General features: G+C 62.1%; 20 protein-coding genes. 9 read left to right on the forward strand and 11 right to left on the reverse strand.

Features of this window, described 5'->3' with window-relative positions:
- The first annotated feature begins 21 nt into the window (after nucleotides 1–21).
- From yddG to AC4PR2_RS21615, 3 genes are all read left to right on the forward strand, one after another.
- Nucleotides 22–915 (forward strand): aromatic amino acid DMT transporter YddG, encoded by an 894-nt coding sequence (gene yddG, locus AC4PR2_RS21605; RefSeq protein WP_049200366.1) that lies wholly within the window; start codon nucleotides 22–24, stop codon nucleotides 913–915.
- A 73-nt stretch (nucleotides 916–988) separates the two neighbouring features.
- The gene (locus AC4PR2_RS21610) at nucleotides 989–1,261 is read left to right on the forward strand and encodes a hypothetical protein (RefSeq protein WP_049272745.1); all 273 of its coding nucleotides are present in this window, start codon (nucleotides 989–991) and stop codon (nucleotides 1,259–1,261) included.
- Between the two features lie 373 nt (nucleotides 1,262–1,634).
- Nucleotides 1,635–2,516, forward strand: coding sequence for a nucleoside-specific channel-forming protein Tsx (locus AC4PR2_RS21615; RefSeq protein WP_070914894.1), 882 nt, complete (start codon nucleotides 1,635–1,637; stop codon nucleotides 2,514–2,516).
- A gap of 54 nt (nucleotides 2,517–2,570) precedes the next feature.
- On the opposite strand, the gene AC4PR2_RS21620 is transcribed toward AC4PR2_RS21615, so the two are convergent.
- Nucleotides 2,571–2,750, reverse strand: coding sequence for a hypothetical protein (locus tag AC4PR2_RS21620; RefSeq protein WP_025160261.1), 180 nt, complete (start codon nucleotides 2,748–2,750; stop codon nucleotides 2,571–2,573).
- A gap of 441 nt (nucleotides 2,751–3,191) precedes the next feature.
- Between AC4PR2_RS21620 and AC4PR2_RS21625 the strand changes: the two genes are divergently transcribed.
- Together AC4PR2_RS21625 and AC4PR2_RS21630 are read left to right on the forward strand one after the other, a co-directional pair.
- Nucleotides 3,192–3,686 (forward strand): anti-virulence regulator CigR family protein, encoded by a 495-nt coding sequence (locus AC4PR2_RS21625; protein ID WP_087763533.1) that lies wholly within the window; start codon nucleotides 3,192–3,194, stop codon nucleotides 3,684–3,686.
- A gap of 114 nt (nucleotides 3,687–3,800) precedes the next feature.
- The gene (locus AC4PR2_RS21630) at nucleotides 3,801–4,331 is read left to right on the forward strand and encodes a chorismate mutase (protein ID WP_060419302.1); all 531 of its coding nucleotides are present in this window, start codon (nucleotides 3,801–3,803) and stop codon (nucleotides 4,329–4,331) included.
- 3 nt (nucleotides 4,332–4,334) lie between these two features.
- Here the strand turns inward: AC4PR2_RS21630 and AC4PR2_RS21635 are convergent, their stop codons facing one another.
- The 4 genes from AC4PR2_RS21635 to hutC form a co-directional block, all read right to left on the reverse strand.
- Nucleotides 4,335–5,870 (reverse strand): serine hydrolase domain-containing protein, encoded by a 1,536-nt coding sequence (locus AC4PR2_RS21635; RefSeq protein WP_490840045.1) that lies wholly within the window; start codon nucleotides 5,868–5,870, stop codon nucleotides 4,335–4,337.
- Between the two features lie 244 nt (nucleotides 5,871–6,114).
- Nucleotides 6,115–6,918: an N-formylglutamate deformylase gene (hutG, locus tag AC4PR2_RS21640; RefSeq protein WP_492175444.1), complete on the reverse strand. Its 804-nt coding sequence runs from the start codon at nucleotides 6,916–6,918 to the stop codon at nucleotides 6,115–6,117.
- Nucleotides 6,915–8,138 carry an imidazolonepropionase gene (gene hutI, locus AC4PR2_RS21645; RefSeq protein WP_043141410.1) on the reverse strand — a complete coding sequence of 408 codons (1,224 nt, stop codon included), beginning with the start codon at nucleotides 8,136–8,138 and terminating at the stop codon, nucleotides 6,915–6,917. Before hutI ends, hutG begins: the two co-directional genes overlap by 4 nt.
- 157 nt (nucleotides 8,139–8,295) lie before the next feature.
- Nucleotides 8,296–9,051 carry a histidine utilization transcriptional repressor HutC gene (gene hutC, locus AC4PR2_RS21650; protein WP_033646346.1) on the reverse strand — a complete coding sequence of 252 codons (756 nt, stop codon included), beginning with the start codon at nucleotides 9,049–9,051 and terminating at the stop codon, nucleotides 8,296–8,298.
- A gap of 180 nt (nucleotides 9,052–9,231) precedes the next feature.
- Between hutC and AC4PR2_RS21655 the strand changes: the two genes are divergently transcribed.
- The 3 genes from AC4PR2_RS21655 to AC4PR2_RS21665 all read left to right on the forward strand — a co-directional run bounded on the left by AC4PR2_RS21655 (nucleotide 9,232) and on the right by AC4PR2_RS21665 (nucleotide 12,239).
- The gene (locus tag AC4PR2_RS21655) at nucleotides 9,232–10,602 is read left to right on the forward strand and encodes a formimidoylglutamate deiminase (protein WP_492175445.1); all 1,371 of its coding nucleotides are present in this window, start codon (nucleotides 9,232–9,234) and stop codon (nucleotides 10,600–10,602) included.
- Nucleotides 10,602–11,165, forward strand: coding sequence for a HutD/Ves family protein (locus tag AC4PR2_RS21660; RefSeq protein WP_330113482.1), 564 nt, complete (start codon nucleotides 10,602–10,604; stop codon nucleotides 11,163–11,165). The genes AC4PR2_RS21655 and AC4PR2_RS21660 overlap by 1 nt, the downstream gene beginning before the upstream one ends.
- 72 nt (nucleotides 11,166–11,237) lie before the next feature.
- Entirely contained in the window at nucleotides 11,238–12,239 is a 1,002-nt protein-coding gene (locus tag AC4PR2_RS21665) for a LacI family DNA-binding transcriptional regulator (RefSeq protein ID WP_049200376.1), read from the forward strand.
- Between the two features lie 41 nt (nucleotides 12,240–12,280).
- Here AC4PR2_RS21665 and AC4PR2_RS21670 read toward each other — a convergent pair whose 3' ends face one another.
- The 5 genes from AC4PR2_RS21670 to AC4PR2_RS21690 all read right to left on the reverse strand — a co-directional run bounded on the left by AC4PR2_RS21670 (nucleotide 12,281) and on the right by AC4PR2_RS21690 (nucleotide 17,711).
- A complete protein-coding gene (locus AC4PR2_RS21670) occupies nucleotides 12,281–13,723 on the reverse strand; it encodes a glycoside hydrolase family 32 protein (RefSeq protein ID WP_330113483.1) in 1,443 nt (480 codons plus the stop codon).
- Nucleotides 13,720–14,979 (reverse strand): MFS transporter, encoded by a 1,260-nt coding sequence (locus AC4PR2_RS21675; RefSeq protein WP_060419292.1) that lies wholly within the window; start codon nucleotides 14,977–14,979, stop codon nucleotides 13,720–13,722. Before AC4PR2_RS21675 ends, AC4PR2_RS21670 begins: the two co-directional genes overlap by 4 nt.
- Before the next feature lie 168 nt (nucleotides 14,980–15,147).
- Nucleotides 15,148–16,452 carry an MFS transporter gene (locus AC4PR2_RS21680; RefSeq protein ID WP_492175446.1) on the reverse strand — a complete coding sequence of 435 codons (1,305 nt, stop codon included), beginning with the start codon at nucleotides 16,450–16,452 and terminating at the stop codon, nucleotides 15,148–15,150.
- A gap of 90 nt (nucleotides 16,453–16,542) precedes the next feature.
- A complete protein-coding gene (locus tag AC4PR2_RS21685; RefSeq protein ID WP_443014463.1) occupies nucleotides 16,543–16,929 on the reverse strand; it encodes a GFA family protein in 387 nt (128 codons plus the stop codon).
- An 83-nt stretch (nucleotides 16,930–17,012) separates the two neighbouring features.
- Nucleotides 17,013–17,711 carry a DAPG hydrolase family protein gene (locus tag AC4PR2_RS21690; protein ID WP_049200386.1) on the reverse strand — a complete coding sequence of 233 codons (699 nt, stop codon included), beginning with the start codon at nucleotides 17,709–17,711 and terminating at the stop codon, nucleotides 17,013–17,015.
- 93 nt (nucleotides 17,712–17,804) lie between these two features.
- On the opposite strand from AC4PR2_RS21690, the gene AC4PR2_RS21695 reads away from it, so the two are divergent.
- Entirely contained in the window at nucleotides 17,805–18,449 is a 645-nt protein-coding gene (locus AC4PR2_RS21695; RefSeq protein WP_492175447.1) for a TetR/AcrR family transcriptional regulator, read from the forward strand.
- 46 nt (nucleotides 18,450–18,495) lie between these two features.
- Here AC4PR2_RS21695 and pckA read toward each other — a convergent pair whose 3' ends face one another.
- Complete coding sequence (gene pckA / locus AC4PR2_RS21700) at nucleotides 18,496–20,115, reverse strand: phosphoenolpyruvate carboxykinase (ATP) (RefSeq protein ID WP_038882150.1); 1,620 nt, start codon at nucleotides 20,113–20,115, stop codon at nucleotides 18,496–18,498.
- Nucleotides 20,116–20,375 lie beyond the last annotated feature (260 nt).

Raw genomic sequence — 20,375 nt, forward strand, 5'->3', positions numbered from 1 at the left:
ATAACCCATTGGATCCGCCTTATGCCCGCTTTGCCCTCGCGTACCCGCGCCACGCTGTTCGGTTTATTGGCCATTGTGCTATGGAGCAGCGTCGTCGGCCTTATCCGCAGCGTCAGCGAAGGGCTGGGGCCGATCGGCGGCGCGGCGATGATCTACAGCGTCAGCGCGGTGTTTTTGCTGGTGGCGCTCGGCGTGCCGAAATGGCGCAGCTTTCCGCGGCCTTATCTCATCGTCGGCAGCCTGCTGTTCGTCAGCTATGAGATCTGCCTGTCGCTGTCGCTCGGCTACGCCAATACCCGCCTGCAGGCGATAGAAGTGGGCATGATCAACTACCTGTGGCCCTGTTTCACCGTGCTGATGGCGTTGGCGCTCAACGGGCAAAAGGCCAAATGGTGGCTGCTGCCGGGGCTGCTGCTGTCGCTGTTCGGCATCGGCTGGATCATGAGCGGCGAGGGTGGCTGGTCACCGGCGCAAATGCTGGCCAACGTGCGCAGCAATCCGCTCAGCTACGGGCTGGCGTTCAGCGGTGCGGTGATCTGGGCGCTGTACTGCAACCTGACCAAGAAGATCGCCCAGGGCAGCAACGGCGTGGTGCTGTTCATCGTGCTGACCGCGCTGGCGCTGTGGCTGAAGTATGCCTTCAGCGCGGAAAGCGGCATGCAGTTCAGCCTCGGCGTGACCCTGACGCTGCTGTGCGCCGGGGTGGCGATGGGGGCGGGGTATGCCGCCTGGAACGTCGGCATTCTGCACGGCAACATGACGCTGCTGGCCACCGTCTCTTATTTTACCCCGGTGCTGTCGGCGGTGTTCGCCGCGCTGGTGTTGCACACCTCGCTAACCGCCAATTTCTGGCAGGGCGTGGCGATGGTGACGCTCGGCTCGCTGATCTGTTGGCGGGCAACCCGTGGAAATTAACGGAAATTATCCGCCGTCGGCGCAATGTTGAACTAGAATTTAACTAGCCATGTTGCCTGAAGGAACGACGACGATGAGAAGCGACATTCAATTTATTCAACAACCCGAAATCGACGCGCATCACTATGAACGCGGCGATACCGTGCGCCTGACCACGGCGAATCTGCGGCATGAATATCAGCTCGACGTTTATATTTTGCGCCGCGACGACAAGCTGATTTACGGTTCCGTCGTTGCGGCGGCGCCCAAGACCGACATTCCGGTCGCCAGCTGGGAGGTGAAAAACGGCGAGGAGGTGGCGTTCCGCCAGGAAAACATCGCCAAGGCGGTGCCGGCGGTGAACTGATTTCGCTTTGCGTATTTTCTGTTGATTTTGATGAAGGCCGGCGTTCATGCGTCGGCTTTTTCTTTTCCACGTCGCGATAATGGGCAGGTGACGCCCTGATGACGGTTGGCTCAAAAACTGCGCTAAAAATCGATGTGCATGACTAAAATCACAGCGAATGTGAATTTGCATGAAACATAATTTGACAAATGTGAACGCAATCGATTACCTATTCGCGAAATGCGTAACTGGATCACAGATTCTTACAGTCAGTGGTTTCTATAATGCGCGCGTCATCCGAGTTTCTGTGTGAAGACAACGCCAGGTGTCGGCAGACTCATTGTCATCTTTTCTAAACGGGCAGGAAATGGCCCTTTAAGCATGTGGTAATAAAATGAAAAAAATAGCTCTCGCAGCAGGTGTACTGCTCGCAGCGTCTTACAGTGCATCATCAATGGCTGATAGCAAAGACAGTCAATATGTCTCCGACTGGTGGCACCAGAGCGTCAACGTGGTGGGCAGCTACCACACCCGCTTCGGACCGCAGCTGAATAACGACGTGTATCTCGAATACGAAGCCTTCGCCAAGAAAGACTGGTTCGATTTCTACGGTTACGTTGACGTGCCGAAGTTCTTCGGCGTGGGCAACACCCCGGACCGCGGCATCTGGGACAAAGGCTCCCCAATGTTTATGGAGATTGAACCGCGCTTCTCCATCGACAAGCTGACCGGCACCGATCTGAGCTTCGGGCCGTTCAAAGAGTGGTACTTCGCCAACAACTACATCTATGATCTGGGCCACAACGCCGACGGCCGTCAAAACACCTGGTACATGGGTCTGGGCACCGATATCGACACCGGCCTGCCGATGAGCCTGTCGATGAACATCTATGCCAAATACCAGTGGGAAAACTACCAGGCTGCCAACGAGAACAGCTGGGACGGTTACCGCTTCAAGGTGAAATACTTCGTGCCGCTGACCCAGGTGTGGGGCGGCAACCTGAGCTACATCGGCTTCACCAACTTCGACTTCGGTTCCGATCTGGGCAAGGACAGCCATTGGGTTGACGGCACCGGCAAACAGGTACGCACCGGCAACTCGATCGCCTCCAGCCATATTTTGGCGCTGAACTACGATCACTGGCACTATTCTTTCGTGGCGCGTTATTTCCATAACGGCGGCCAGTGGCAGGATGGCGCGGATATCGGCACCCCGCAGGGCCCGATCAAGTCTACCGGTTGGGGTTATTACCTCGTGGTCGGCTATAACTTCTGATTTTCCGTGTTATCAGAAACAGAAAACCCCGCCTGGCGGGGTTTTTTTTCGTCATCACTGGGCTTGTTCGACCGGGAGATGCTTCACCGGCATAAACAGCCTACCTTTGATCACGTGACATTCATTATTTATCCAACTAATGATTTGTTCACGGCTGACGCCTTCCGACTGCGCGTAACGATGAAGATCGCCGTTAAAGTGTCGAGTGATGTATTCCATGAGGGTCATTTGCACGTCTTTTGCTCCTGAACGCCCACCCGTTGCCAGCCTGGCCACCGCGGGAGGTTGAGGTTTCTCAGACAGCGAATGTAAATTATCGGCAACTAAATCTCAACATAAAGCACCAGATTGGGGCGACGGCGGCGGGAAAAAGAATCCCGCACGGAGAGGCGGGAAGTGTTCGCTATTATCATTATGGATGATAAGAATAAGATTTGAGGTGCGACGAAAAAGAGCACGCTAACTCTTTTTTGTTACCTTCCCACGCTAGCGTAAGGCTTATTTTTCTTCAAGAATAATCTGAGGTAAGTATCGGCATTTTCGAGGCGTTTTGCGTTAAAACAAGATTTTGGCGCGTCTGCCGTCTCGCGCGTCATCATCTCGGAGTTTTCCTTATACTTCGTCCGGGAAAGGCCCGCTATAGTCAAGAGAGTCACCCACGCAGGAATACACAACATGAACAAACGTCGTACGACCCTCACGGTGTTGGCGCTGATCGCGTCGCTGGGGTTGTCATCCGCTCCGGCTCTGGCCGATAAGGGCGGCAATGGTAACGGCAACGGTAATGGCCATGGCAACAGCGGCAATAACGGTAACCATGGCAATAACGGCAATCACGGTAACAAAGGCAATAAAGACCATTATGATAACGGCGTTTATCGCAACGACGACAATCTGATCACCGTCAACCTCTCGCGCGATCGCGCCCGTTCGCTGGCGCACAACTATGGCCTGACCGGCTACCGTTCGTTGCCGCCAGGCATCGCCAAGAATCTGGCGCGCGGTAAACCGCTGCCGCCGGGCATCGCAAAAAAAATGGTGCCGCGCTCTATGCTGCGTGAGCTGCCGCAGTACCCGGGGTATGAGTGGCGTATCGCCGGCGACGATCTGGTGCTGGTCGCACTCAGCACCGCGATTGTGGCCTCCGTCATCAACGGCGTGTTCGACTAACGCCTGTCGAGCGTTATTGGGCCTCGCTGCGGCGGGGCCTTTTTATTTGCCAGCGCGGGGCGGACGTGGTGAACTTTAGGCCTTACGTTTTCACCGCATCATAAGGGAGGTGCCATGTTCAGGGCGTTATTGATCGCCTGTTGTTTGACCAGTTTTCCGGCGTTGGCGGACGGCGCCGCCGCTCTCGGGGAGCTGGTGAACCAACGGCTGTCGTTGATGAAGGACGTTGCCGGTTACAAGGCCCAGCAGCATTTGCCGATCGAAGACCTGGCGCAGGAGGCGAAGGTGTTGGCCAGCGCGCAGGCGGAGGCGGGGCGTTTGGGGCTTGAGCCCGCGTCGGTGCGGCCTTTTATCGCCGCGCAGATGGACGCCGCCAAGGCGATTCAGTATCGCTATCGCGCCGACTGGCTGGCGAGCCCGGAAACCGGTTGGCAGCCGCGCCCGTTGGCGCAGGTGCGCCCGCAGATTGCGCGGTTGAGCAGCCAGATATTGCAACGGCTGGCGGAGCGGCTGCGTGCCGGCCCGCTTGGCGAGGCGGATCGGGCGGCGTTTATGGCGTCCGTGGATCAGGTTAACCTCAGCGCCGCCGACAAACGGCGGCTGGCGGATGCGCTGCTGGCGGTCAAAACCGGCAGCGCAGGCTGAGCGTCAGTCGCGGCCGACGGTGCTGCGGCGGAAGGTCAGCATCCGGCTGCGGTTGGCGATGAGATCCACGTTGTAACCGCGGAAATAGAGGCAAAAGCGTTTTAACCACGGGCCGTCCTGGCACTCTACCAGCATGCGGCCCTGGCCGAGCGGGCTGAGCGTACCGCTCTGCGCCGCCGGGCCGACGCCGATATGCACCCGATCGCCACGAATTTCAAAGGCGGTGCGATAGTGCGGGTGATACCACAGCCCCTGCACATGCTTCAGGCAGTCGCCGTTTGCCGTGACCGGCAGAAAACGGCGCGCCACATGCCCGACTTCGCCCTCGACCGCTTCGCCGGTCCACTTCAATTTGATTGGCATATGGGCGGACAGCGACACCGCGTACCCGTCCTCGCCCTGATACAGCGGTTCACCGCTGCCCAGATAGGCCAGGTTGCCGTCTTTAACCTCCAGCCAGTGCGGCTCGGCCAGCGTGGCGTAAAGGCCGTCGGGGATCGCCGTGCTGCGCTGCGGCAAAGGTTCGCCCAGCAGCGCTGCCATCACCTGCAAAGCCATACCGAAACTGTCGCAGTCTTCGCGGTTGGCCACCAGCGCGACGCCGACCTGGCGATCGGGCGCCAGCAGGAAGTAGGTTTTGTAACCGGCGTGGGAACCGCCGTGGCCGAGCAAGCGGCGGCGGCCCAGCGGCGTCTGCGCCAGCCCCAGGCCATAGGCGCTGAGCTGGCCCTGATTGAGGCGGCGCGGTGCGCCGAGTTGCGCCAGCACGCCCTGGCCGGGGCCCTCGTCGGCCAGCAGCGTTTGCAGCCAGCGAGTGAGGGCGTGGAGGCTGCCGGTCAGGCTACCGGAGGCGGAAAGGTGCAGGCCGGCGCTGGCCTGTTGCCAGCCCTGCGGCGCCCGCCAGTAACCCGGCACCAACCCCGGCACCACGTCGAACCAGCTTTCCGGTGCTTGCATCTGCACCTGCAGCGGCCGGGCGATGTGCTGTTGCACCAGTTGGTCGAAATCATACCCTTTGCTACGCAGCGCGGCCTCCAGCAGCCGATAGCCGGTATTGCTGTAGGCGATCTCGCTGCCGGCTTCGTAGTTCAACTTTTCCAGCCCTTCGACAAACTGCATGACCGGCTGCGCCTCGCTGACGGCGTGCAGCGAGATGCCGAGCAAGCCGAGCGTTTCGCGCACGTCGGGCAGGCCGCCGGTCATGTCCAGCGCCTGGCCGACGGTGACGTCCGCCAGCGCAGGCTGCAGGGCGGGCAGCAGTTCGCCCAAGCGCTGATCGAGCCGAATGGCGCGGCCGGTGGCGTTCAGCGCCAGCGCGGCGAAGATATGTTTGGTCACGGAGGCGTAGCGCACCACGCTGTCGACGGTGAAGGGGGTATTCTGCGCCAGATCGGCCAGGCCGGCGCAGGCGGTGGCGCGGAGTTGTTCGGCGTCAAACAGGGTGATGGCGCCGCCGGGTTCGCCACGCCGTTGCCAACCGGCCAGCAATTGTTCGGCGAGGGCGCCGGCAGCGCGCCAGTTTAACGGTGTTACAGACATAGGGCCTCCAGAGTGATGGTTCGAAACGGGCCAGCTCGGCCACACGCCGCCCGGCGCTGACGATGAGCGCGGGCTTTTCGGCTGATTGTGGCGCAGTGCGTTTTTCGTCGGCCGCTGTTTTGTGCGCTGTTTAGACCAGTCAGTGGGGAATCACGCGAAACTTTGATATAGCGCGCAGATTGCGGCTGACGTTGCGGCTAAAGGCAGGGGGAGAAACAGGCGCTCGGCGGCGCCTGCAGAGGGATCAGTTGAGTTTGGCCGCGCCGTCCAACAGGCCTTCAATCATCTGCTTGAGCAGGCGCTGCAGCGAGGCGGCGCGCTGCGGTTCGAACGCGTAAGGATACTGTTCGGACATGTAGTTCACCTGCGCCAGTTCGAGCTGGATCGCATGCTGTTGCTGCTGCGGCTGCCCGTAGGCGCGGGTGATGTAACCGCCCTTGAAGCGGCCGTTCAGCACGTGGGTGTACTGCTGTTGCTGCTCGCAGCAGGCGACCAGCCGATCGCTCAGCGCCTGGGCGCAGCTTTCGCCGCCGTTGGTGCCGAGGTTGAGATCCGGCAGCTGGCCGTCGAACAGCCGCGGGATCACCGAGGCGATGGAGTGCGCGTCGAACAGCAGCGCATAGCCGTGCCGCGCTTTGAGGCGTGCCAGTTCGTCCTGCAGCTGCTGATGATAAGGTTGCCAAATCTGCTGCAGATAACCGGCGCGTTCTGCGTCCGTCGGCGCTTTGCCCGGCAGGAAGCTTGGGCGGCCGTCGAACAGCACGTCGGGATACAGGCCGGTAGTGGCGGTGGTGTACAGCGGCTTGTCGTCCGCCGGGCGGTTCAGATCGATGACGAAGCGCGAATAGTTGCCGACCAGCACGCTGGCACCCATCGCCCGGGCGAAGTCGTACAGCTGCGGAATGTGCCAGTCGGTATCGGGCAGCGGGCGGGCGTCGTCGGTCAGTCCGGCCTCGACCGCCGACGTCAGTTGCGTGCCGGCGTGCGGGATGCTGATCAGCAGCGGCAGGCTGCCGCTCTGGAAGCTAAAAGGATCGCGAATGGTCATTGACGTACTTCTCCTCGGAAAATCACCGTACAGGGCAGCTGGCCGCCCAACCAATAAGCCAGTTCCGCCGGCCGCGACAGCGGCCAGTGAACGAAGTCCGCCACCTTGCCGGTTTCCAGCGTGCCGTGGCTGTGTTGCAGCCCCAGCGCTTTGGCGGCGTGGGTGGTAACGCCCGCCAGCGCTTCTTCCGGCGTCAGGCGGAACAGCGTGCAGGCCATGTTGATCATCAGGCGCAGCGACAGCGCCGGCGAGGTGCCGGGGTTGGCGTCGCTGGCGATCGCCATCGCCACGTGGTGCTTGCGGAACAGCTCTACCGGCGGGCACTGGGTTTCGCGCAGCAGGTAATAGGCGCCGGGCAGCAGCACCGCCACGGTGCCGGCATCGCCCATGGCGCGGGCATCTTGTTCGGTAGCGTATTCGAGATGGTCGGCGGAGAGCGCGTGATGGCGCGCCGCCAGCGTGCTGCCGCCGAGGGCGGAGAGCTGCTCGGCGTGCAGCTTGACCGGCAGCCCGGCGGCCTCGGCTGCGGCGAAGACTCGCTCCACCTGCGCCGGTGAGAACGCCAGATGTTCGCAGAAGGCGTCAACCGCATCCGCCAGCCCGGCGGCGGCCGCCTGCGGAATGATGGTATCGCAGACCAGATTGATGTAGTCGTCGGCGCGGTTGGCGTATTCCGGCGGCAGCGCATGGGCCGCCAGACAGGTGGTTTTCACCTCGACCGGCAGCAGCTCGCCCAACTTGCGCGCCACCCGCAGCATCTTCAGTTCGCTCTCCGGGCTGAGGCCGTAACCGGATTTGATCTCCACGCAGGTGACGCCTTCCGCCAGCAGCGGCCGCAGGCGGAACAGCGCCTGCTCCAGCAGCAGCGCCTCGTCGGCCTCGCGGGTGGCTTTCACGGTGGAAATGATGCCGCCGCCCTGCGCGGCAATGTCGGCGTAGCTCACGCCGTTCAGCCGCTGTTCGAACTCGCCGCTGCGGTTGCCGCCGAACACCAGGTGCGTGTGGCAGTCAACAAAGCCGGGGGTAATGATGCCGCCGTTGAATTTCACCGTTTCGTCCGCGATCAGGCCGGGCGGCAGCGCCGCATGTTCGCCAATCCAGACGATCTTGCCGTCGCGCACGGCGATCGCGCCGTCGGTCAGGGTGTGATAGTTGCCGTCGCGCATGGTGACGATATCGGCGCCGTGCCACAGGCTGTCACAGTGAATCTCAGACGTCATTGCTTTCCTCCGCCGGAGCCGCAGCTCCCACATGGTTGTATATACAATTAAAAACAACCTAACGCATTCACCGGGATGTCACAAGAGGCGGGAGAGATTTTGTTATCAGGATGTGATCGACAGCGGAGAAGCGGGCGCAGGGCGCGCCCGCCGGGAATCAGACTTCGCTGGTGAAGCGGCCGAACAGCTGATAACGGCTGCCGGGGTACAGCAGCCGGGCCGAGGTCACCACGGTTTTGCCGGACCAGGTGCGGCGATGAATCAGCAGGCCGGGTTCGTGGTCTTCCAACTGCAGCAGCTCGCGCTCGCGCCGGGTGGGGATCACCGCTTCGACGATGTGTTCGCCGGCGGTCAGCGGCGCGGCCTGCGTCAGATAGGTGTAAGGCGTGACGCGGTCGAAATCCTGCTTCAGGTAATCCGGCGCCACCAGCGGGTTGACGCAGCGGTCTTCCACCTGCACCGGCACATCGTTTTCGTAATGCACGATCTGCGAGTAGAACAGCCGTTGGCCGGGCTGAATGCCCAATGCCGTCGCTTCTTCTTCGCTGGCCGCTCGGGCCTTCAGCTCGAGGATCTTGCTGCTGTGGCGATGGCCGCGCGCGGCGATCTCATCGGCGATGTTGTGCACTTCCAGCAGCGCGGTATGCGCTTTGGCTTCGGCGACGAAGGTGCCGACGCCCTGCATGCGAATCAAAAAACCTTCGCTGGTCAGCTCGCGCAGCGCGCGGTTGATGGTCATGCGGCTGACGCCCAGTTCCGCCACCAGTTCACTTTCGGAGGGCACGCGCTGGTGCGGTTGCCAATGCCCCGCACGGATTTGATTCACGATCGCCTGTTTGACCCGTTGGTAGATCGGGGCGGGGGCATCGCTCATTGCAGCCGCCAGTTGTAACACGGTCTGTTGTTCAGCCACGACGTTAACCTCGTCAAATAAAAAAATAATAACACCAGTTTACTGTTGATGTTGGCGTATGTATATGTATATACAACTAGTGGCCGTCGCGCCAGAAACTTGCCGGCGACTGCCAAAAATTCCTGAATGCGCGCCATCGCCGCGCCTCATTCGCCGTTACACCAACAGTGGAATACTGCCATGCCTGCTTATTTTGCCCCACGCGCTTTGCTCCCTGAGGGCTGGGCGCATAACGTCCGGCTGGACGTCGATGCGCAAGGTTATCTGACTCAAGTTACCGCCGACGCTGAACCGCAAGGCTGCACCCGGCTGCACGGCGATGCGGTGCCGGGCATGCCGAACCTGCACTCCCACGCTTTCCAGCGCGCGATGGCCGGGCTGGCGGAAGTGGCGGGCAACCCGCAGGACAGCTTCTGGACCTGGCGCGATCTGATGTACCGCCTGGTGCAGCGCCTGACGCCGGAGCAGGTGGAGGTGGTCGCCCGTCAACTGTATATCGAAATGCTCAAGGGCGGATACACCCAGGTGGCCGAATTCCACTACCTGCATCACGACGCCGACGGTAAGCCTTACGCCGATCGCGGTGAAATGACCGGCCGCCTCAGCGAGGCCGCGCATCAGGCCGGCATCGGCATGACGATGCTGCCGGTGCTGTACAGCTACGCCGGTTTCGGCGCGCAGCCGGCGCAGCCGGGGCAGAAACGTTTTATCCAGGATACCGAAAGCTATCTGCACCAGCAGCAGGTGATTGCCCGCCAGCTGGCGGATCGTCCGTTGCAGAATCAGGGGTTGTGCTTCCATTCGCTGCGTGCGGTGGAGCTGGGCCAGATGCAGCAGATTTTGGCCGCGTCGGATCGCACTTTGCCGGTGCATATTCATATCGCCGAGCAGCAAAAAGAGGTGAACGACTGCCTGGCGTGGAGCGGGCAGCGCCCGGTGGCCTGGCTGTATGACCATCTGCCGGTCGATCAGCGCTGGTGTCTGGTGCATGCCACCCATCTGGATCGCGATGAGCTGGAAGCGCTGGCGCGCAGCCGCGCGGTGGCCGGCCTGTGCCTGACCACCGAAGCCAACCTCGGCGACGGCATTTTCCCCGGCGACGCTTACCTGCAGCAGCAGGGGCGCTGGGGCATCGGTTCCGACAGCCACGTTTCGCTCAACGTGGTGGAAGAGCTGCGCTGGTTTGAATACGGCCAGCGGCTGCGCGATCAGCGCCGCAACCGTCTGACGACGCCGGAACAGTCGGCGGTGGGCGATGTGCTGTACTCGCAGGCGCTGCAGGGCGGCGCGCAGGCGTGCGGCGCGCCGATCGGCCGGTTGCAGAGCGGCTATCGCGCCGACTGGTTGGTGCTGGACGGGGACGATCCGTATCTGGCGGCGGCGCCGGACGCCTCGATCCTCAACCGCTGGCTGTTCGCCGGCGGCAAAGAGCAAATTCGCGACGTGTTCGTCGGCGGCCGGCAGGTGATCGAGCGGGGGCGGCACGCGCTGCAGCAGCAGAGTAGCGCCGAGTTCCTGCAGGTGTTGAAAACCTTTCAGCAGGAGGCGTAATGAGCCTGACCCGTTTTAGCTTCGCCGCGTTGCCGGTCAGCCCGTGGCGCAACGGCGGTGGGGAAACCCGTGAAATCGTCAGTTGGCCCCCGGGCGCGCAGGATTTTGACTGGCGCGCCAGCATCGCTACCATCGCGCAGGACGGGCCGTTTTCCGCCTTTACGGGCATCGACCGCTCGATCACTTTGCTGGAAGGCGACGGCGTGCGGCTGTTCAGCGCCGGGCATATCGACCATCAATTGGCTCGCGTCGGGGAACCGTTCGCGTTCTCCGGCGACGTGGCGCTGGAAGCGACGCTGCTGGGCGGCGCCAGTCAGGATTTCAACATCATGACGCGCCGTGGCCGACAGGCGGCCGAGGTGCGGCGCAGCACGGCGCCCGTCACCCTGCCATCCCACCAGGCGGGCGTGCTGTATGTGCTGAGCGGGGTCTGGTCGCTGCCGGGGGGCGGCGAACTGCGGGCGCGCGAGGGCGTCTGGTGGGCGGGGCAGACGGCGGGTGGTGAAGTGGCGCCGCTGACGGCCGACGGCGTTCTCCTGTGGGCGAACATCACAGCCTGCTAACGCAGAGTAGAGTCCTGCGCCCGGTTATGGGATTATTCACTTTTTCCCATTAATCATCATAAAGAAGGGCGCATGGCTTCGCTGAAAGACGTCGCAAAACTTGCCGGAGTCTCGTTGATGACGGTGTCCCGCGCCATCAATGAACCCGGCAAGCTGCGGCCGGAAACCTACCGCCGCGTCAAACAGGCTATCGACCAGTTGGACTACGTGCCGGATCTGTCGGCGCGGCGTATTCGCGGTGACGGAAATCGCGTACAGACGCTCGGCGTGCTGGCGCTGGACACCGCCACGACGCCGTTCTCGGTGGAAATGATCCTGTCGATTGAGAAAACCGCGCGCGAGCGAGGCTGGAACAGCTTCGTCGTCAACCTGTTTGCCGACGACAACGCCGAACAGACCGTCGATCTGCTGCTGGCGCATCGTCCAGATGGGGTGATCTTCACCACGATGGGGCTGCGCGAGGTGACATTGCCGGCCAAACTGTTGGACAAAAAGCTGGTGCTGGCCAACTGCGTCAGCCCGGCGCATTCGATCGCCAGCTACATTCCTGATGACGAGCAAGGGCAGTATGACGCCACGCGCGCGCTGATCGCCAAAGGCTATCGCGCGCCACTGTGCATTCATTTACCGGCGGATACGCTGGCGGCGGGCCTGCGCCGCCGCGGTCTGGAACGCGCCTGGCGCGAAGCGGGGCGCGATGTTGAACAGCTGCGGCAGTATCATCTCGATCTGAGCGGCGGCGACCAAAGCTATCGCGACTGCGTCGCGCTGCTGGAGCGGCATTTCTCTGCAGGCAGGCGCGATTGCGATGTCGTGGTGTGCGGGAACGATCGGATAGCCTTTCTGGTGTATCAGGTATTGCTGGCGCAAGGATGGCGGATACCGCAACAGGTAGCGGTGCTGGGTTACGACAATATGGTCGGCACCGGCGAGCTGTTCCTGCCGGCATTGACGACGGTGCAGCTGCCGCATTACGAGCTGGGCCGCCTTGCGGCGCTGCATGTGATTGAGCAGCGGGAGCAGCGTGAGACGGTGAAAGTGCCTTGCCCGCTGTTGGAGCGTGGTTCGCTGTAAGCGCACCGGGTGCGTCGCTGCGCGCCCGGTGCTCATTCCCATTATCCCCAGAGGTTTGCCAACTGCCATCCCGTGATGGGCTCAAACTGTGCCCGGCCGCCTTCGGCGAACAGGCTGAGGCGGCGATCGCCCTCCGTCGGATAAATTCGGCTGGTCAGGCAGGCCTGGCCCTGATTGACGAAGATCTCCAGCGATGAGCGGTCAATGAAGATCCGTAGCGACAGGCTGTCACCTTCTGGCAGCGGCACGCTGCGGCAGGTGCACAGGGCGGGGTTTTCATGAAAACGTTCCAGCACCAGCCGATGCGCCTGATTGTCGACGAACAGCCGCGCCGCACTCCCGATGGCCAGCCCGTAGCGCTCGGCGTCGTTGTCGGCCGGTCTCAACGTCAGGGTGAGTTCCTGCACGTCGTCCGCCAGCGGCAGATGCTGATTGGTCAGCGTCTGTGCCAAAAAGGTGTGCGATTCTCGGCGCAGCGCCGTCAGTTCACGCGCCGGGTTCATGCGGACGCTGCCGTCGGCGGCCAGCGTTAGCTCACGCGGCAGGCTGAGGGCGCCGGCCCAACGGTGCGCTTTGCTGGGCATTGGGGATTCCCACATATCCATCCAGGCAAACAGCAGCCGACGGCCGTCGGCGGCGGTGAAGGTCTGCGGCGCATAGAAATCGTGGCCGGCATCCAGCTCGCAGAAGGGTTGGGTCACCCTAAAGTCGCTGTCCGGCCGCCAGTGGCCGAGCAGATAGCCGCTCTGGAAGCGATTGCGGTAGCGGTAGCCCTGTGCCGCCAGCCCCTGCGGCGAGAACAACAACAGGTGTTGTTCCCCCAGCGGGAAGAAATCCGGGCATTCCCACATATACCCTTGATGCGCCGCCTGCGCGCTGGCCAGCACCCGATCGAAGCGCCAGGCGCGCAGATCTGCAGAACGGTACAGGCGCACCTGGCCCAGGCCGTTTTCTTTGGCACCGACCACCAGCCACCATTCGCCGTTCTCGCGCCAGACTTTCGGATCGCGGAAATGCTGAATGCCGTCCGGCGCGGCCAGCACCGGCCCGTGCTTGACGAAGCGTATGCCGTCTTCGCTGGTGGCGAGACATTGCACTTCCCGCACCTGGCTGTCGTCGCCGGGCTCGCCCAGCCACACGTGGCCGGTGTAAATCAGCGTCAGCACGCCGTTGTCATCCACGGCGCAGCCGGAAAAGCAACCGTCTTTGTCATAGGGCGCATCGGGTGCCAGAGCGATGGGCTGGTGCTGCCAGCGGATCAGATCGCGGCTGGTCGCGTGCCCCCAGTGCATGGGGCCCCAGTGCTCGCTATAGGGGTGATGCTGGAAGAAGGCATGATAGACGCCGTCAATACAGATCAGCCCGTTGGGATCGTTGATCCAGCCGGCGGGCGGCGCGAGATGGAACTGCGGGTAGTATTCGTCTCGGCGTTCTGCGCGCAGGGCTTCGACCGCATGGTCGGCTTGAGCTAAGGCAGTGTTCATTGGACAGACTCACTTGATTTAATGGCGGATTGAAAGGGGGCTGCGCTGGCGGAACGTTCGCCGCGCAGCAGGAAACAGGAGACAAGCGTCGTGGCGGCGACCGCGCACCCCATCAGCAGATAGGTGTCGGCAAAGCCGATGCGGTCATAACCGTAGCCCGCCAGCGGCGACAGGAAGCTGGCCATCACCTGGGTGATGAACTGAAAGCCCACCAGGTAAAGCGTTGAGGAGAGGCGACTGTCGAAGCGGCTGGCGATGTATTTGAAGATAGCGATCAGCAGGATCGGCAACTCTACGGCGTGCAGCAGTTTCATGGCGGAGATCATCAATGCGCCGCTGACCAAGCCTGAGCCGAACATGCGCAGCGCCATCACGCCACCGGCCAGCAGCAGCCCCTGTTTGGCGCCGATGCGGTTCACCAGCAGCGGCGCCAGGAACATGCCGCCGGCTTCGAGGAAGACCTGCAGCGAGTTGAGGAAGCCGTACATCTCGTTGCCCTGTTCGCGAGAAGCGAACTGCGAGGCGAAGTAGACCGAAAATTGCTGATCGAAAACGTTGTACACGCTGATACCGAGCACAAACACCACCAGCGCCCAGAAGCCCGGCATACGCAGCAGCGCCAGCGCATCCTGCAGCCGCAGATTTTCCGGTTTGCCGAACGCCAGGCCGGCCATGGCGTTCGGCTTCAGCTCGCGCACCTGGCTGAGCAGCAACAGGAATACCACGGCGGCGGCGGAGGCCAGCCAGAAATTGATGTTCGGATCGATATTGAAGATAAAACCGGCCAAAAAGGTGGCGCTGGCCCAGCCGAGCGATCCCCACATGCGGGCGCGGCCGAATTCGAAACCGCTGATGCGGCTGACTCGCTCGGTATAAGATTCCAGCGCGCCGATGCCGGCGAAGAAGGTGGCGCCGATAAATACCCCGCCGACCAGCGCGCCGAGCGGCAGGCTGCTGGCCAGCAGCGGGGCGTAAACGTAGATAAAGAACGGGCCGGTCAGCAGCAGCATCACGCCGAGAAACTGCAGCAGGTGCTTGCGCAGCCCAAGTTTGTCCTGAATAAACCCGTACAGTGGCTGTGCGCACAGCGCCACCAACGAGATAGCGGAGAAGATCAGGCCGGTCTCGGCGCCTTTCAGGCCGATCTTCTGATTCAGCCACAGTGAGATCAGCGAAAAGCTGGAAGACCAGGTGAAGAAAAAGAAGAACAGCAGGCCGCTGAGCAGCACGTAATATTTTTTAGTTTCGCGGTTCATGGGTAGGGCCCCGGTGAGTGAAGTTAGCTCTATTGTTAACGTTAACTCGCAAGGGGATGAAGCCAGCAGATATCACGCGTGCGATGTTAATCACAAAAGTTAACGTTAACATTTTGGCGTTGTGATCGAGGTCACGAGTTGGTAAGGGGGCGATGTGCCCCCGGAGGATTAACGTTCGTTCAGCGAGCGCAGATGGTCGTCGCGGCGCAGCGTCATCAGCGCAAACAGGCTGACCACCGAGGTGGCGACCACGTAGTAGGCGGGAATGTCGATATTACCGGTCTGTTTGATGAGGCCGGTGATAATCAGCCCGGCCGAGCCGGAAAACACCGCATTGGACAGCGAGTAAGCCAGCCCCAAGCCGGTATAGCGCACCCGGGTCGGGAACATCTCCGCCAGCATCGCCGGGCCGGGGCCGGCCAGCAGGCCGACTACGGCGCCGGCGATCATGACCGCCAGCCCTTTGGCCCACAGTGAACTCTGCGCATCCTGCAACAGGTGCAGCAGCGGGAAGGTGAACAGGATCACCGCCGCCACCGCCGTCAGCATCACCGTTGTACGCCCCAGTTTGTCGCTGATGATGCCCGCCGGCAGAATGGTCAGGGCGAAGCCGACGTTGGCCAGCACCGTCGCCACCAGCGCCTGCTGGAAGGTGGCGTGCAATGAAGTTTGCAAATAGGAAGGCATCACCACCAGGAAGGTATAGCCGGCGGCCGACCAGCCCATCATGCGGCCGATGCCGATCAGAATGGTTTTCACCACGCCGCCCAGCTTCGCTTCCGGTGGCGCGGCGGCGTGTTCCGCATGTTGCTGCGCCTGGGTGAACGTGGGCGTTTCCTCGAGCTTGAGCCGCAGCCACAGCGCCACGGCGCCCATCGGCAGCGCCAGCAGGAAAGGAATGCGCCAGCCCCAGTCATGCAGCTGCTGCGCGCTGAGCAGCGCGGCCAGCAGCGCCACCAGCCCAGCGCCGGCCAGCAGGCCGAGCGCGACGGTCAGCGACTGCCAGGCGCCGAACAGCCCACGCTTGCCCTTCGGGGCGAACTCGGTCATCAGCGACACGGCGCCGCCGAATTCGCCGCCGGCGAACAGCCCCTGAAACATGCGCAGCAGCGTCAGCAGCAGCGGGGCGGCGACGCCGATCGAGGCATAGGTCGGCATGACGCCGATCAGCGCGGTGGCCAGCGTCATCAGCAGCAGAACCGCAATCAGCGTCGGGCGACGGCCGATGCGATCGCCGATGCGACCGAAGATCACCGCGCCGATCGGCCGACAGAAGAACGCCAGCGCGAAGGCGGCGTAGGTGAGGATCAGGCTGGTGATTTCGTTTTCACCCTGCAGCGTGAAAAAATTGGCGGCGATAACGGTGGCCAGGAACCCGTACACCCCGAACTCGTACCATTCGATAAAGTTGCCGACCGAGCCGGCCAGTAACGCCTGACGCGAGCGGCGCGCGTCGAGAGTCTGTTGATTCATCCCCGTTCCCATACTTTTGAATTATTGTTCGTCAGTTCTAAATTTATACGACAAAACAATCAATTGATTTCAGCGGGAACTGTGAGGCGCTCAGCGCCTGCCGTCGATACGCCACCATTCGGGGCAAACATCGGCGAACGCATGTGAGGTCGGGCACAGCTCCGGCAGATCGGCCCGATCGAAGCTGCCGGTGGCCAGTGCCACCGTCGGCTCGTCGTCGATCGCCCCCAGCGTGCTGCCGCAGCGTGGGCAAAAGGCGCGGCTGGAATAGGGTGAAGAACGGTATAGGGCCGGCATGCCGCCCGGGCCGTTCCACTCGATGGCGTGACGCGGAAATTCGACCCAACAGAGCGTCGGCGCGCCGGAGTGGCGGCGGCAAAAATCGCAGGAACAGCTGTGCGGATTGCCAGGCAGGCCGCGTGCCTGAAAGCGAATATGCCCGCACAGGCAGCCGCCGCTATAGCTGGGGTTTTCCATGAGTTCTCCGTCATAAACGCGGGAATGGCGATGAAAATCACTATAGCGGCATCGCGAAAAATTAACAGGTCCCCGCTGACGCATTACCAGAGCAACGGCGCCGGTTCGCGGCCGTTTTCGGCGTAGTACAGCGACGGCAGGAACTGCGCCAGATAGCTGAACTCGTTGTAGCAGTGGCGCATCAGGTTAAAGCCGATGTCGTCCGGCAGCTCGTCGTGGGCGTTGGCGCAGGCTTTGCCCAGCAGGAAGCGGCTGCGCAGCACGCAGCCATAGGGCGTGTCGCGCACCAGGTGCAGCATCTCGCCGTCGCAGGGATCGCCGTTGTCATCCAGCGCCACCTGGTTACCGAAGCCGATGCGCGCGCAAACGGCGGCGGAGAGCGCCTGCGCGTCGCGCGCCTGGCGCAGCGGCTGCGGCGAGAAGAAGTCCTCGGCGGCGTGAAACTTGAGGCGTGCCGCGACCGGCGGCAGCTCCGCCAACCACTCGACCGCTTCGATACTGGCGCCGACGTAGCTTTCCCCCTTTTTCCAGTGGCGATCCCAGCCGCGGTGTTCGACGTGATCGTGCGGGTGCCACCAGTTGATATGCTGAGTCGTTTCGAAGAAGGTGAACCACCAGTCCAGCATGCGCCCTTTGCAGCCGTGCAGGTCGGTGCGAACCGCGACGGTCAGCAGGCCGTCGGCGCTGCGGCTCAGCCCCATCTCCAGCCGCAGCGGTTCGGGCCTGAGCAACTCGTTGATATCGTTAACGCCCCACGGCGCCAGCAGGGAAGGATGTGTCATAATGGGTTCCTTTTTTATTTTGGAAACGAATTGTGTTTCCAAAATAAGGCTATGCCGCTATGCTGTGTCTGTCAACGCTTGTGAGGAATAAATATGGCAAACCCGAATACAGAACCGCTGCGTGCTCGCGGCCGGCCGGCCACGCCGGAAACGGCGCTGCGCGCGGCGCTGGTTCAGGCGACGTTGGCACTGCTGATCGACGGTGGCTATGCCGCGGCGACGGTGGATGCGGTGGCGAAACGCGCCGGGGTGGCTAAAAAAACCCTGTATCGCTTTGCCGCCAACCGCGACGAACTGGTGGCGCAGGCGGTAAGCGGTTGGACCGAGGCGTTTCAGCCGGCCTTCGCCCAGGATGCCGGGCAGCGGGCGGCGGTTGCGCCGTTGTTGGAAAAAGGGCTGCAGGCCATCGCGCAGCAGGTGCTGAGTGCGGAAGCGGTGGGCATGTTCCGGCTGCTGCAAAGCGAATTTCCGGGGCGCGAGGGGCTGCTGGACAGCTACCAGCGCAACGGTATTCAGCGCGGCCGGGCGACGGTGGCGGACTGGCTGCAGCGCCAGCAGCAGTGCGGGTGGCTGCGTGAGCGCGACTGGGCGCAAACCAGCGACCTGCTGTTGGCGATGACCATCGCCGAACCGCTGCGGCAGATGACGCTGGGGCTGTTGCCGCCGGGCAGCGCGATCGACGAGCGCATCGCGGCGGCGGTGGCGCTGGTGATGCCGGGTTTGCTGGAAGAGGAGTGAAAACAAAAAAGGGCCGACGAATCGGCCCTTGAGCGGGAGAATGCCGTTACCGTTTAGGCCCGGCGTTCACCAGTTTTTCGCCCGCCGGGGTGACGGTATATTTGGCGAAGTTATCGATAAAGCGCTGCGCCAGATCCTGCGCCTTCTCCTGCCACAGCGATTCGTCGGCATAGGTTTTGCGTGGATCGAGAATCGACGGATCGACGCCCGGCAGCGCGGTCGGCACGTCCAGCCCGAAGATCGGCAGCGTGAAGGTCTCGGCCTGCTCAATGTCGCCATTTAGAATGGCGTCGATGATGCCGCGCGTGTCTTTGATCGAGATACGTTTGCCGCTGCCGTTCCAGCCGGTGTTGACCAGGTAAGCCTGGGCGCCGGCGGCCTCCATGCGTTTCACCAGCACTTCGGCATACTGCGTCGGGTGCAGCGTCAGGAACGCGGCGCCGAAGCAGGCGGAGAAGGTCGGCGTCGGCGCGGTGATGCCGCGCTCGGTGCCGGCCAGCTTGGCGGTGAAGCCGGACAGGAAGTGGTACTGGGTCTGCTCAGGCGTCAGGCGCGATACCGGCGGCAGTACGCCGAAGGCGTCGGCGGTCAGGAAGATGATCTTGCGCGCATGGCCAGCTTTGGACACCGGTTTGACGATGTTCTCGATGTGATAAATCGGATAGGAGACGCGGGTGTTCTCGGTTTTGCTGGCGTCGTCGAAGTCGATGCTGCCGTCGGCCAGCACGGTGACGTTTTCCAGCAGCGCATCGCGGCGGATCGCCTGATAGATTTCCGGCTCCGCCTGCGGCGACAGCTTGATGGTCTTGGCGTAGCAGCCGCCTTCGAAGTTGAACACGCCGTCGTCGTCCCAGCCGTGCTCGTCATCACCGATCAGTTGGCGCTTCGGATCGGTGGAGAGGGTGGTTTTGCCAGTGCCGGACAGGCCGAAGAACACCGCCACGTCGCCTTGCTCGCCGACGTTGGCCGAGCAGTGCATCGAGGCGATGCCCTTCAGCGGCAGCAGATAGTTCATGATCGAGAACAGGCCTTTCTTCATCTCGCCGCCGTACCAGGTGCCGCCGATCAGCTGCATGCGTTCCGTCAGGTTGAAGGCGACGAAGTTCTCCGAATGCAGCCCTTGCTGCTGCCAGTCCGGGTTGGTGCATTTGGCGCCGTTCATCACCACGAAGTCCGGCTCGAAGTCTGCCAGTTCGGCGTCGCTCGGGCGAATAAACATGTTTTTCACGAAGTGCGCCTGCCAGGCCACCTCGGTGATGAAGCGCACTTTCAGGCGCGTGTCGGCGTTGGCGCCGCAGAACGCGTCCACCACGAACAAACGCTTGCCGGAGAGCTGGTTGCCCACCAGCGTTTTCAGATGCTGCCAGACTTCCGGGGAGAGCGGCTGGTTGTCGTTCTTGCCGGTGCCGTTGTCCGACCACCAGACGGTATCGCGCGTGGTGTCGTCGCGCACGATGTATTTGTCCTTCGGCGAACGGCCGGTGAATTCACCGGTCGCGACGTTGACCGCGCCCAGCTGGGTGAGGGTGCCGCGTTCCAGCGGCGGCAGGTCGGCGCGGGTCTCTTCGGCGAACAGTAATTCATAGCTGGGGTTATAGACGACGTCGGCGGCCTGATGAATGCCGTAGCGAGCGAGGGTTTGTGGGGTAACAGCGCGTGAAGACATATTCTACTTCCTTATGAGTCATATTATGCCTCTTTCCCGTGCGGTGCCGCGCGCAGGATTAAGGTTCGGATCAAGCTGACCGGATTCAGCTAATGCGTTTCCGGTTCTTTATTAATAAAGCAGGGGGCTTTTTCACCCTCCTATAGCATAGCAGCGAATTTAAACCCGATTACTTTAATTACAAAATGCTGACGATAATTAATTAAAACTAACCTTGGCGGAGGGTCACAATATTGAATTCCGCGGGCGTAATTTAGTTT

This window comes from Serratia sp. A07 (assembly GCF_058725505.1).

What these genes read in the sequence shown, in the direction of transcription:
- AC4PR2_RS21685 (WP_443014463.1), bottom strand. Translation starts at nt 16,929, where the DNA reads ATGGAAAACCCCAGCTATAGCGGCGGCTGCCTGTGCGGGCATATTCGC.
- AC4PR2_RS21670 (WP_330113483.1), bottom strand. Translation starts at nt 13,723, where the DNA reads ATGAACACTGCCTTAGCTCAAGCCGACCATGCGGTCGAAGCCCTGCGC.
- AC4PR2_RS21695 (WP_492175447.1), top strand. Translation starts at nt 17,805, where the DNA reads ATGGCAAACCCGAATACAGAACCGCTGCGTGCTCGCGGCCGGCCGGCC.
- AC4PR2_RS21660 (WP_330113482.1), top strand. Translation starts at nt 10,602, where the DNA reads ATGAGCCTGACCCGTTTTAGCTTCGCCGCGTTGCCGGTCAGCCCGTGG.
- yddG (WP_049200366.1), top strand. Translation starts at nt 22, where the DNA reads ATGCCCGCTTTGCCCTCGCGTACCCGCGCCACGCTGTTCGGTTTATTG.
- AC4PR2_RS21630 (WP_060419302.1), top strand. Translation starts at nt 3,801, where the DNA reads ATGTTCAGGGCGTTATTGATCGCCTGTTGTTTGACCAGTTTTCCGGCG.
- AC4PR2_RS21675 (WP_060419292.1), bottom strand. Translation starts at nt 14,979, where the DNA reads ATGAACCGCGAAACTAAAAAATATTACGTGCTGCTCAGCGGCCTGCTG.
- AC4PR2_RS21625 (WP_087763533.1), top strand. Translation starts at nt 3,192, where the DNA reads ATGAACAAACGTCGTACGACCCTCACGGTGTTGGCGCTGATCGCGTCG.
- AC4PR2_RS21690 (WP_049200386.1), bottom strand. Translation starts at nt 17,711, where the DNA reads ATGACACATCCTTCCCTGCTGGCGCCGTGGGGCGTTAACGATATCAAC.
- hutI (WP_043141410.1), bottom strand. Translation starts at nt 8,138, where the DNA reads ATGACGTCTGAGATTCACTGTGACAGCCTGTGGCACGGCGCCGATATC.
- AC4PR2_RS21665 (WP_049200376.1), top strand. Translation starts at nt 11,238, where the DNA reads ATGGCTTCGCTGAAAGACGTCGCAAAACTTGCCGGAGTCTCGTTGATG.
- AC4PR2_RS21610 (WP_049272745.1), top strand. Translation starts at nt 989, where the DNA reads ATGAGAAGCGACATTCAATTTATTCAACAACCCGAAATCGACGCGCAT.
- AC4PR2_RS21655 (WP_492175445.1), top strand. Translation starts at nt 9,232, where the DNA reads ATGCCTGCTTATTTTGCCCCACGCGCTTTGCTCCCTGAGGGCTGGGCG.
- AC4PR2_RS21635 (WP_490840045.1), bottom strand. Translation starts at nt 5,870, where the DNA reads ATGTCTGTAACACCGTTAAACTGGCGCGCTGCCGGCGCCCTCGCCGAA.
- AC4PR2_RS21615 (WP_070914894.1), top strand. Translation starts at nt 1,635, where the DNA reads ATGAAAAAAATAGCTCTCGCAGCAGGTGTACTGCTCGCAGCGTCTTAC.
- hutG (WP_492175444.1), bottom strand. Translation starts at nt 6,918, where the DNA reads ATGACCATTCGCGATCCTTTTAGCTTCCAGAGCGGCAGCCTGCCGCTG.
- AC4PR2_RS21680 (WP_492175446.1), bottom strand. Translation starts at nt 16,452, where the DNA reads ATGAATCAACAGACTCTCGACGCGCGCCGCTCGCGTCAGGCGTTACTG.
- pckA (WP_038882150.1), bottom strand. Translation starts at nt 20,115, where the DNA reads ATGTCTTCACGCGCTGTTACCCCACAAACCCTCGCTCGCTACGGCATT.